Annotated in this window: 12 protein-coding genes and 2 pseudogenes; 6 read left to right on the top strand and 8 right to left on the bottom strand. The window is 50.1% G+C overall.

Annotated features, from left to right (window positions below; genetic code table 11):
- Nucleotides 1-286: NAD-binding protein (locus EI42_RS31255; protein ID WP_146505472.1), on the top strand; the 286-nt coding region annotated here is incomplete at its 5' end.
- A 1475-nt stretch (nt 287-1761) separates the two neighbouring features.
- Nucleotides 1762-1944: a hypothetical protein gene (locus tag EI42_RS33660; RefSeq protein ID WP_211326445.1), complete on the top strand. Its 183-nt coding sequence runs from the start codon at nt 1762-1764 to the stop codon at nt 1942-1944.
- On the opposite strand, the gene EI42_RS31240 is transcribed toward EI42_RS33660, so the two are convergent.
- A complete protein-coding gene (locus tag EI42_RS31240) occupies nt 1888-2625 on the bottom strand; it encodes an SDR family oxidoreductase (protein ID WP_111326829.1) in 738 nt (245 codons plus the stop codon). The genes EI42_RS33660 and EI42_RS31240 overlap by 57 nt on opposite strands.
- 200 nt (nt 2626-2825) lie before the next feature.
- On the opposite strand from EI42_RS31240, the gene EI42_RS31235 reads away from it, so the two are divergent.
- Nucleotides 2826-3467 (top strand): TetR/AcrR family transcriptional regulator, encoded by a 642-nt coding sequence (locus EI42_RS31235; protein WP_111326827.1) that lies wholly within the window; start codon nt 2826-2828, stop codon nt 3465-3467.
- Here the strand turns inward: EI42_RS31235 and EI42_RS31230 are convergent.
- The 6 genes and pseudogenes from EI42_RS31230 to EI42_RS31210 form a co-directional block, all read right to left on the bottom strand.
- Nucleotides 3443-4782 (bottom strand): annotated as a pseudogene (locus tag EI42_RS31230) (RNA-guided endonuclease InsQ/TnpB family protein). The gene EI42_RS31235 and the pseudogene EI42_RS31230 sit on opposite strands and share 25 nt — an antisense overlap.
- Before the next feature lie 512 nt (nt 4783-5294).
- Nucleotides 5295-5603, bottom strand: coding sequence for a hypothetical protein (locus EI42_RS33655; RefSeq protein ID WP_211326444.1), 309 nt, complete (start codon nt 5601-5603; stop codon nt 5295-5297).
- Between the two features lie 124 nt (nt 5604-5727).
- Nucleotides 5728-6003, bottom strand: a complete 276-nt coding sequence (locus tag EI42_RS33650; protein ID WP_111326823.1) for a hypothetical protein — start codon at nt 6001-6003, stop codon at nt 5728-5730.
- Nucleotides 5991-6851, bottom strand: a complete 861-nt coding sequence (locus EI42_RS31215; protein WP_170143054.1) for a phosphotransferase — start codon at nt 6849-6851, stop codon at nt 5991-5993. The genes EI42_RS33650 and EI42_RS31215 overlap by 13 nt, the downstream gene beginning before the upstream one ends.
- Nucleotides 6852-6876: 25 nt before the next feature.
- Nucleotides 6877-7464 (bottom strand): hypothetical protein, encoded by a 588-nt coding sequence (locus tag EI42_RS32205; RefSeq protein ID WP_146505470.1) that lies wholly within the window; start codon nt 7462-7464, stop codon nt 6877-6879.
- A 31-nt stretch (nt 7465-7495) separates the two neighbouring features.
- Nucleotides 7496-7951 (bottom strand): annotated as a pseudogene (locus EI42_RS31210) (RNA-guided endonuclease InsQ/TnpB family protein); the annotation flags it as partial.
- Between the two features lie 20 nt (nt 7952-7971).
- Between EI42_RS31210 and EI42_RS35075 the strand changes: the two are divergent.
- Nucleotides 7972-8115 carry a hypothetical protein gene (locus tag EI42_RS35075; protein WP_111326819.1) on the top strand — a complete coding sequence of 48 codons (144 nt, stop codon included), beginning with the start codon at nt 7972-7974 and terminating at the stop codon, nt 8113-8115.
- A 5-nt stretch (nt 8116-8120) separates the two neighbouring features.
- Entirely contained in the window at nt 8121-8348 is a 228-nt protein-coding gene (locus EI42_RS35070; protein ID WP_111326817.1) for an integrase core domain-containing protein, read from the top strand.
- Between the two features lie 192 nt (nt 8349-8540).
- Here EI42_RS35070 and EI42_RS31195 read toward each other — a convergent pair whose 3' ends face one another.
- Nucleotides 8541-9806 carry a tetratricopeptide repeat protein gene (locus tag EI42_RS31195; RefSeq protein WP_170143053.1) on the bottom strand — a complete coding sequence of 422 codons (1266 nt, stop codon included), beginning with the start codon at nt 9804-9806 and terminating at the stop codon, nt 8541-8543.
- A 189-nt stretch (nt 9807-9995) separates the two neighbouring features.
- On the opposite strand from EI42_RS31195, the gene EI42_RS33645 reads away from it, so the two are divergent.
- Nucleotides 9996-10285 (top strand): hypothetical protein (locus tag EI42_RS33645; protein WP_211326443.1); only part of this gene is annotated, 290 nt, incomplete at its 3' end.

Here is a 10285-nt window from a genome sequence, read left to right as displayed (position 1 = left end):
AGGACAATCTTTGCGAGAAGCGCTCTCGGTGGCTGAGAACAATGGAGTCGATCCGAAAGCAGTACTTGATATGCTGACGACGGCCCCCACGCTATTCCCCTCTCCTATCTATCAGGGGCATGGGAAGAGAATTGTCGAGGATACCCAGGCTGCGCCTTTCAGGCAGAGGAAGATTCCGCTGAAGGACGTGAGTCTCTTCACGAAGACTGCACAACAGGTAGAGTTGTCTACACCCATTGCACACCTTTTGTCTGATCTCTTGAGAAGCGATGAGGCAAGAGCGTAGACGCTTCCTTCAGCCCATCCCTTGATTTTCTCAACATGTTGACGGGAAAGAGGGATGAGTGCTTGCCTTCTTAAGGGACCTTTTCCGGGAGAGAGAAATGAGCGTCGTGACGCGGTACCTGACGGCCATCTACAAAGCGCAACGACAGCTGATCCTGCAGAAGGCATCAACCGGCCCTCACCAGGCAGTGTTTTTGCAGCGGGAGCGGCCTTTTGCCGCCGTTGCTCGACAACGTGGATGGGCTTCTCGTCGTCCTGCCAGGCCAGCGCAAAACCTCTACCAGACCTCGTCGATGAAGTCAAGCGCCCAAATGAGTGCTTGGCTCGCTTTCAGTTGTCGCCGCATGGGGTACAAGTCACGCGTGCCTTACAGATTGGCAATCCACGCTACTGTGAAACGCTTGAAGGGTGTGCCATGGGGTTTCCTCCTTTGGTGAAGAGATGGAGAAGGAAAGGAGGGTTCGCCCATGAGAATGCACGCTCAAGGATCACAGGTTCAGTCTTCTGTGCGCGTTACCCTCCTTTCTTTGCTTCAATCGATATGTTCGTCTCTCTCTTGCGGTGAGATGAGTGCTGCAAGAGAGGAGAGATCTCTCTGCCCGGAGAACCTGGGGCAGAACGCAGGCCCCAACCGTACCATCCCGGTGGGCGTGGATCGCGCATCACCCTCCTTGCGCGGGAGGAGATCATCTTCTATGAAAAAGCATCCCTGGACGATGGGGAGAAGGCAAGTAGGGAAAGAAAACCTCTTTGTCACCTGTTTCTGCTCGTGGGGCTCTTGTGCGGCGAAGGGGCGATGGGCGTGAGAAGCCAGCGGAGACAGAGGAACATGCTGGAAAAACGATGGTGCTAGGACATCGAAAACGAGGAACGAAAAAGGGGGAACGGTGTGGTGAGGAGACGCTAAGAAGAAGAGCGCTCCTCAAATATTGGATGAAGAGGAGCGCTTGTCTGTTCTTTTGAAGCGAGCAAGCTCCTGGTCCGAGAAAATGGACCATCGTGGTCTTCGCTCATACATATCGCGAAACTCATACTTATTCTCAAGAATAGTTCGTGAGACGATAATATTTCGTCGGGCAAAGGGAGTAAGAACCTCGTGGGGCTCAGCAGGAGAGAGTATCCAGGGTTGTGGCAAGCATATATTCTTGCTTCCAGATCCAATCAGGATATGGGAAAAAAGCCCGCTTGCAAAGCTCCTCAACAGTGGCGGCACAAAAAGCTGCCCAGTGTTGCTGCTCCTCAGTATTTCCAACCGGGGGGCTAGACGTATGAGCTCTTGGCGGCGCTCAATTGCATGGCACCACCAATCGTGGAGAAAGCTGTTCAGAACATACCGGGGACTTTCTCCATGAAATAAGGCCGGGAAGTAGCTCGCAGTCACTTTGAGAAAGGTTGCGGTCATCTGAGAGAGAGGGGCAGTCAGGGAACTACTGGATCGCATCTCCGCCAGCAAATCCTCATATTGTTGTTGCACCTGTGTCGAGGGAAGATGATCTGGATTCGTTGAAGGAGACCATTGCCGCTTCCCCCATCAATGATGGTGAAGCGGCAATGGTTGTCCCGTGGACGCTGCAATCACGCTCGGAGACCTCGCCCGGAAAGTTACCAGGCGATCTGTCCATTGGCTCCAAAGAAGCCGCCAGTCGGTCCATCGGCTAGCAAGGTGGCGTAGGTCACGGGCACTCTTGCACCTTGTTCGGCAGTGAGATAGCCGCTGTGCCCATTCAGGTCGGTGGCGACATAGCCAGGACTGACCGAGTTGACTTTGATGGGCGTGCCCTGGAGCTCTTTGGCGAAGAAAACAGTGAGAGTGTTCAGGGCTGTTTTCGAAGCATTGTATGCCAGGGTGGGCGGAAACTGTGCGATGGGCGAGTCTGCATCGCTGTTGATGGATAGGGAACCCATCTCGCTTGAGAGATTCACGATGCGCCCGGCCTGGGAGCGATGGAGCAGGGGAAGCATGGCTTTGATCACGGCGAAGGCACCGAAGACATTGGTAGCGAAGGTCTTCTGCAAGTCTTCAAGCGAGAGTTGACTGGGTGGCGTACTCCATTCGCCGACGGAGATCGCAGCGTTGTTGACCAGGATATCCAGCCGTCCATAGGCCTGATCAATGAAGGCAGCGGCAGCATCGATGCTGGTTTGGTTGGTCACATCGAGCTGAACGAGGACAGCTTCTATCTTCTCGGCCCGCAATTTCTGGATGGCCTCCTCTCCCCGTGCGAGGTCGCGTGCACCAACCAGGACGGTGATATCCCGGCCTCCCAACTGACGCGCGATCTCAAAGCCAATTCCTTTATTGGCACCTGTAACGAGTGCAATCTTTTTTCCCTCTGACATGTGATGTTCCTTTCAACGTGTGAGTATGTTCTTTCAGAGAAACGGGAAACAATCCGTCCTGTGACACGAGCACACTCTTAGCTCTTGCAAGCTCTCCGGTATTACTGTATGATGACATTGTAAACATTTTACTATAGAAAGTTTTCGATGTCAACATTGTTTTCAATGTAAACTTCCTGCTGCCAGGAAGAGAGGGGAGAATGATTGGGATGAAGAGTCAGCATGAGCCTCAGAAGCCGAAGTCCTACCACCACGGGGATTTACGAAACGCTTTGATTCAGGCAGGATTGGACCTGCTCGCCGAGGGAGGTGCACGAGAGCTTGATCTACGCAAAGTTGCACGCAGGGCTGGAGTGAGCCATGCCGCGCCCTACCGGCATTTTGTTGACAAGCAGGCATTGATCGCAGCCATCACTGAAGAAGGATTTCGACTTCTGGCTGAACAGATTCAGGCCACCTTGCGCGCCGTGCCGGATTCGCCCTTTGAGCAATTGCTCGGAATTGCACGCGTCTATGTCCATTTTGCGCAGACCCATCCCTGGCTGATGCGTGAGATGTTTAGCGGTCTTACTCTTGAACGAGAAAGGTTCGTGAGCCTACAGATGGCCTCCAAGGCGGTTTATCGGCTCTATGTCGATGTGATCAGGCGTGGCCAGGAAAAAGGAACGTTGGTGGATGGCGATCCAGCCGCACTGGCTGCCGTCTTGTGGTCGATGCTGCACGGACTAGCCATGCTGATCATTGAAAATCAAATGCGTCCCTATGCTGATGGACCAGAAGGCATCGAGCGCAAGACGCGTTATGCCATTGAGATTCTCTACGGAGGTTTTGCTCGGAAGTAGTGCTCTTCCCCACTTATGACGAAAGTGTCATAAAGGGGGAGGCTTGTGTCTGAACTCCACCGCACCTCAGAGAACTGGTGCAGGCGCTCTGCTTTGGCTTCCTTGTCCGACACATCAGGGACAAGTGACACCTGCCCCGTTCTTGCCCAGTCCTGCCGGACGAGAAGCGTTCTCAGCACCAGATTTCGGGCCCTCACCAGATCCGCATGCAAGCTATACTGATAGCGCTGACAGACAAAGCGCAACCCCTTGCCCGGTCGGTTCTCCCAGGCGCTCTGCCCACACATCGGGCATGCCTGCGAGGTGGAACCAGCGTCGACCGTGATTGCCAGGCTCCCCTGTCTGAGCGCTTTGGAGGCGATCAGGCCCTGCAACTGGGCAAACGACCACTGTGAGAAAACGGCGTTGGCTCTGCGCTGCTTCTGACTGGCGTGCTTGCCTTTCTTGCGGGGGCTCGCTCGCAAATATCGATGAGCTGTTCCAGGCCGATCAGGCTGCGTGGATGCTGCTGGGTGAGGCGTTTGAAAACGACATGCTTGGCGTCCTGCTTCAATCGTTCTCGTCCAGAGATCGCCACCAGGCGACGCGTTGCCGAACGAGTGCCTTTCTGTTGCAGACGCTTTCTCAGTCTTGCGCAATGGTTGGCTTTGGCCCTGACCCGCTTGCCCGAATGGAAGGTGCTTGTGCCCGTGTGGGTACTGCTCACTGCCGGAGAGCGAATGCCTGTATCCACCCCGACCACCTGCTCTACGCTCTGCGGTGTGGGATCAGCGACCTCGATGGCAAGAGAAACCAGCAGATAGAACTGCTTGTGGCCCGGTCATACCACAGCTTCGCTGTTCCGATCGTTGCCCCCTGCTGGATCAAAGCCAGATGGGAGTGAGAGCCGCTGTAGGGCAGGATCACGCGGCCAGAGAGCGTCAGCACGCTCACCTGCTGCGCCTTTTTGAAGCTATCGTCCTTGCCATACTGATACTCCAGGGTGGGAGAGCCAGACCGGGGGGCTGGTCCAGGCCCTTGTCGCGTTTGGTGGTCAGCCCGGCCTTGCGCTTCACTGTGGTGCATAGCCCTTTGGAGGTCGCTCCCACCTGGCGACAGACCGAGCAGACCAATTGGGAAGGGAGCTGAAAGCGCGTGCGGATCTCCTGAGAGGTGTCGCTTGCAAGGCGATCTTGTTGCTCAGCTTGCCATGAGCGAAGGCATATTGCGAGACGAGCTTGAGCGCGTCGCGATAGGCCAGTTGGGTCGCTCGCAAAGCGGCAAACTGCTCTTTCGTTGGCTGGAGTTTGCGTCTGGCGGTGATGACCGTTTTCATGTCTTCAATCCTCTCAATGAAGGAGAGGTGTGTCAAGCAGTATGAAGAGCTTGTCATGTGCTCTTCCTTCACAAGGGAGGCCCATTCCTCTCCCCCTGAAGACGGGAGCTTCCTGGGCCGCTTCCGTGAACAAAATCGCTCTCACGGTTCAGATTCAGAAGAAAAGAGTTTTTTCATGTTCTTCTGTGTGCAAGCTTACCGCTGTGTTGCAGACCGACATTTCTTGACACTTTCTGTTCAGCTTTTCCAGTGGGGAAACGCATGAATTCTTTGATACTTCCCCGCTTCAAAGGCGGGGAATTCTTCCTTCATTCAGCTCGCTTGCCCGTTCTCCGCTGGCGCGGAGAGCGAGTAGAGACGGTTTGTCCAGAAGCGTTTGACGAGTCGTGCTCGTCCGTTCCTGTCTGCCCGACAGTACGATCAAACTCTTCTAAAGCCTTTCCTGAGAAACAGGGATGAGAGTAGAAGAGCCGAGAGGAAAGCGTGCCTGAAGGGAGATGGTATGCAGGGCCTCATTCTACTTCGTTTAGCTCATGAGAAATAGTCTTAACATTAGGAGGAAGATATCCCTCATGTTTCAGCTTAGAATCCCACCACGGTCCTCCAAAGACAAATTGTATATTGGTTAAACCTCTGGCAGCTTTAATTACTGGAGATATATCTTTCCAGCGTGACGGATATCCAAGTATTGTCACTGTCATAGAGTATATGTCAATTCCCCAAGAAAAAAGCAGATCTCTCTGTGTTTCTATAGGAACATGAACCTCCTCATGTGTGGCTGGATGCCAATTTATTTGGTTGATAACATGATCTAATTTCATCTTTTTTGTGCATAACTTGTAAATAACATATATGCATCCATACATTTAACTTGTTGGCTAACTGCATCAGTTATATCAGGTGCCCCTATTTTAGGAAATAGATCTAAATGAGCGGAGTTCACTGTTAGCAACTTTTTTGCTGAACATGATGGCAAAAATACAGGTATAAGTTGCTCTGCATCATACATCCCATAGTTATAGTTGATAATGTCATATTTATTCCAGTCTGTTTTTCGATTATCTCCTTTACACTATTTTTAATGCTTACAAGATCAAAATTGCTGTTATGAAAGCCTATCCGATCTACATTATATCCTCGTCTAGTAAGCACTTCTGCAAGCTTTGCAATATATTTGTTCAAACCATTATAAAGTGGCCCTACTAGTGCTACATTAACCATCTTATGGCCTCCTCTAAGGTACGCTGCCATAATGCAGCATACTTTACTCTCTCTGTTTTATTCGTTGCTTGTGTTAACCATATTTTCATTTCTCGTAATGCAATGACTACAGCATCGCGGTAAAGTTCTATCGGATTCCAGAATTGACTCCATTTTTCAAAGCATGTAAGCCCCAACAGTGGATCAAGTGAAAATAAGGCAAAAAGTGCTGGATCGTATGAATATGGACGGAGATCAGCCCATTCCCAATCTATAAACCAGTAGTGTTCATGATAAAATAGAATATTTTTGGGAAGTAAGTCTCCATGGCTAAAGCCTATATTATTCTGGGTATGCAGATGACCCACTAATGATTCTAACGCAGTGCGTAGCCTGGCAGGTAAGTGAGAATGAAGTATTTTACAGTACTTCTGTACTTTTTCATCCCGATGATAACTAGATACCCAATGTGGAGGTGTTTCTACTTTTCTAATTTTAGCAATATCAGGCAACAAATTTTCTACTAGAACGTTTGGTGGCAAATGAAATGCTTCTCGGCGGTCTGCAAGCGGACTGCCAGGAATCTTTTCAGTCACAAGGACAACAATATCATCCCCTATATAGTGCCATACAAGCTTGGGACATCTTATGCTGGATAGATGAAACATTTTATATGTTTTCACTTCACGCTTTAATGATTGAAAAAAACAATCTTTTTCCGATGTTCCTACTTTTATGAAGTATTTTTCTCCCACTACATAGGCACGAAAATAATTCTCTAGCTGGGCTTCCAGCTGGGAACGCTCCTCACTGCTTACAAATGCATTTACTTCTGTCGGTAAACAGATAGGCAGCCTATCATTTATCATACACCGATCTCCTGGCTTAATATATTTATATATATACCGATGAAAGGCCACAAGTGCGTATTTGAATGGCAGGTATATCCTGCACCCAAGAAGATGAAGCCAACCATGCCCCATAACTACTCTTATTAGGGCGTTCTAGATTCCACCAATTCTCTTCAGAGAGGGCATCATATCTAATATTTTCTGCAAGAATTTTGTTGCTGGGCAGCTTTTTAATTACTACTGGATCGTGTTGGTTTAGGGTGAACTGAGGAGCCACAATCATTTGTACAATCCCATGTGGCTTCATCAGAAAACCGCGAGACCTTATTTCTGATGGCCAATACCATATTTTCCCCCTTGCCTCATAGCCTGGTATATCAAGATACAAACGACGTAATGCTTCTTTTCCTATCCCAATAGCAGTAGGCCATCCTATCGCGCAATTATGCTCTTTATGAAGGAGTATTCTATCGTTTGAGACAAACAATATCTCTCTAATATTTCGACATAAGCCAAGCACGCTAGAGGTTTTGCCTGCCTCCTTTTCGCCTACAAATAAGATAAGACCTCCACTGGGTAATGCTATTGCTCCCGCATGTATTTGAACCCATCCTGTAGCTTCGATTGACACTCCCCAGGCCAGAAGGGCGGGGATTCTTCCTTCATCCAGCCTGCTTGCGCGGCGTCGCAGTGTGACGACGCGTAGCGGCAGGCTGTCCAGAAGCGTTCGACGTTCCTTGCGGAGCGTCGGTTCCCGTCTGCCCAACGGTACCAGACAAGGCTTTCTGCAAGATATTCAAGGCGGCGTTGTGATCGCGGTCGAGGAGCAGCCCACAGCCAGGACACAGATGCGTACGCACACTCAAGCTCTTCTTGACTCGTTGTCCACAACGAGAACAGTCCTGACTGGTGAAGGCCGGTTCCACCCCGATCACTGGAACACGATGCAGCGTGCCGTCGTATTTCACCCACCAGAGGAAGCGACCTCACGCCGCATCAGAGATGCTCCTGGCCAGATGGCGGTTCTTGACGAGATGGCGGATCTGCAAGGCTTCGTAGGCAATCACGTCGTGAGACGAGACAAGCGCGTTCGCCTGCTTTCTCGCGACGCTGTGTCGGGTGGCACCTTTCACGTGAGATGACGACGTCTCTTACGCTGACTGCTCTGCGCCAAGCGATCTGGGAACGAAGACCCCAATCTGGATTGATTCATCACAGTGACCGAGAGGTTCAATATGCCAGCCGCGATTCTGTCGAGCAGCTTCGCAGATTGGTGCCGTGATCAGCATGTCGGATGTGGACAATCCGTATGACAATGCCAAAGCTGAGTCGTTCTTCAAGACACTCAAGCAGGAAGAAGTGTACCTGAAAGAGTATCAGAGTTTTGAGGATGCCCAGGCAAATTTGACCGTTTTTATTGAACAGGTGTACAATATGAAACGTTTGCATTCCAGTTTGGGATATCTCCCTCCTGCTGAGTTTGAGGCAGCTTACGCCTCCCTCCCACGAAGTTGACTTGCCATGTGTCCGGTGACATGGGTTCACTCCAATCAAGGGACTTCATCTCTTCCTTTTTGCATCGGTCAGCGCCAATGGATACACCTGCTTTCCCATCGCGTTGCCTCTTTCTTGTTTTGCTGAGTTTCTTTGTTCTTTCTGCTCTTTTGCTATCGGCTGTTTGATCTCTTTCAAACAGGCAGTGAGATGTTATATATTCATCAACGCAATGTTGAGTTTTCCAACTGTCTCCGAGTTTGCAAAAGGACTCGTATTCAGTGCCTTACCAATATGCTTGAGTTCCTCAAGATTGACCTCAGAACGAATTGCTTTGCAAGTGTTCACAGCCTCAAGCGCTTGATGTGCTGCATAGGTATAGTCTTCCATATCTAAAGCAGCCTGTGCTCTTAATATTCCGATGTATGCTTTTCGTCGGGTGAATTGTGGGGCGGTGTGCATATCCGCTTTATCGAGAGCCTCTAGCGCTTCTTCTGGCATCTTCATGGCAATGAGAGCTTCTGCTTTGAAGTGGTAGTACCGACCTAAGTTAATCATGACAAAGGTGCTATCAGAGGTGGGAGCCTGTGAGGCAACTGTTTTGGCCTTTTGAAAGAGATCTAACACCTCTTGCTTCGCTTTTTTATTCTGGGGATCGATGGTATATGCACGTGCTAGCCCAAGTTCGAGGAGGGTGCAACCGTAAAGCGAGGGGGGAACGACTACTTTTCCTGCGTTATCTTTTGTATGGCTAAGAGCTTTATTCAATGCTATAACAGCAGCGGGATATCTTTCTTCTTCTAGATAGGCTCTTCCTCGCCAGAAGTAGCATAATGCTAAAAGTTCTTTATCATCGAGCTGCTCGGCGATCTTTGTTGCTTTTCTGAGATAGCTATATGCTTCTTGGTACTCTGTCTGGTCACACGCTATTCTAGCGCTAAGGAAGTAGAAGCGACATTGGAGCGCAAGGAGCTGGTTTTTCAGATGCGTATCCTCTGCTTCTGCAAAGATACTCAGGTAGTGTATTTTCCGACCAACGTTCTCCTTCACTTGTGTGTGGGTGCCTGTATAGTACAGTTGCCAGGCATCACTGAGGGAATCATGAAGCCAGCTTAACGACGTAGGGGTCGTATGAAGCGAGCTTTGTGTTTGACTGAGTAAGTCTGTAATTGGTACGAGCCCAAGTAAGATAGGTGGAATATTGAGTGCTAATACCAATGCTTTCCGCCGCGATATTGAATCCAATCCTTTGTTTTGTAGCTCCATAGCGCGTACCCAACTTTCCGATACTCCTAACATGTTAGCCAGGTCAATCTGTCTACATGTACGTCTTCGCCCATCTTCTGTGATGATTTCCTTTTTGCTGCGATAGTAACTCACTACCTCGCCAGGATCCGGAAATCCTTGATTTTCCCCGGTGCCTTCGGAAAAAGAGGGAAAACCTAACTTTTCCCACCAAAAAGCATCTTTGCTTAACATATATTCCTCCATCAAGATAAGTATACCATTACCCAGACTAGCTTCACAATATATCTACCGCTACTTTTAGTAGCGCCTTCATTGTAAATAACGTTTTGTCTTGCTGTATTTAGAGTATCTTAAGAGAGTGTCTGAAGCTTGATCACAGGAGGGAGGAGCAGAGGGAGGAGAGTGAGAAGCAAGCAGGAAGTGTTAGATGAAAGACTAGCCGAATCTACCCACTTGTTGATAGCAGGCCGTTCCGCTCTATCACGACGCTGTGGCCGGGTGATGGAGAGCATGCGGGGACGGAAGGATGCCAGAGATGAGTACAAGGAGGAAGATGTGAGCACAACCATCAGCAGTGAGGTGGCGCGGCTGCGCATGCGGATTGCCCGGGAGTGTGAAGCAATGCACCGGGGCCTCTCGGGCGTCGCAATGGTGGCACGCCATGCCTTTATCAATGAACGGTATACAGCCCTCGAAGCGTCCTGGCAGCG

It is taken from the genome of Thermosporothrix hazakensis, assembly GCF_003253565.1.
Taxonomy (GTDB): Bacteria; Chloroflexota; Ktedonobacteria; order Ktedonobacterales; family Ktedonobacteraceae; genus Thermosporothrix; species Thermosporothrix hazakensis.
This window is presented reverse-complemented; position numbering and strand designations above follow the sequence as displayed.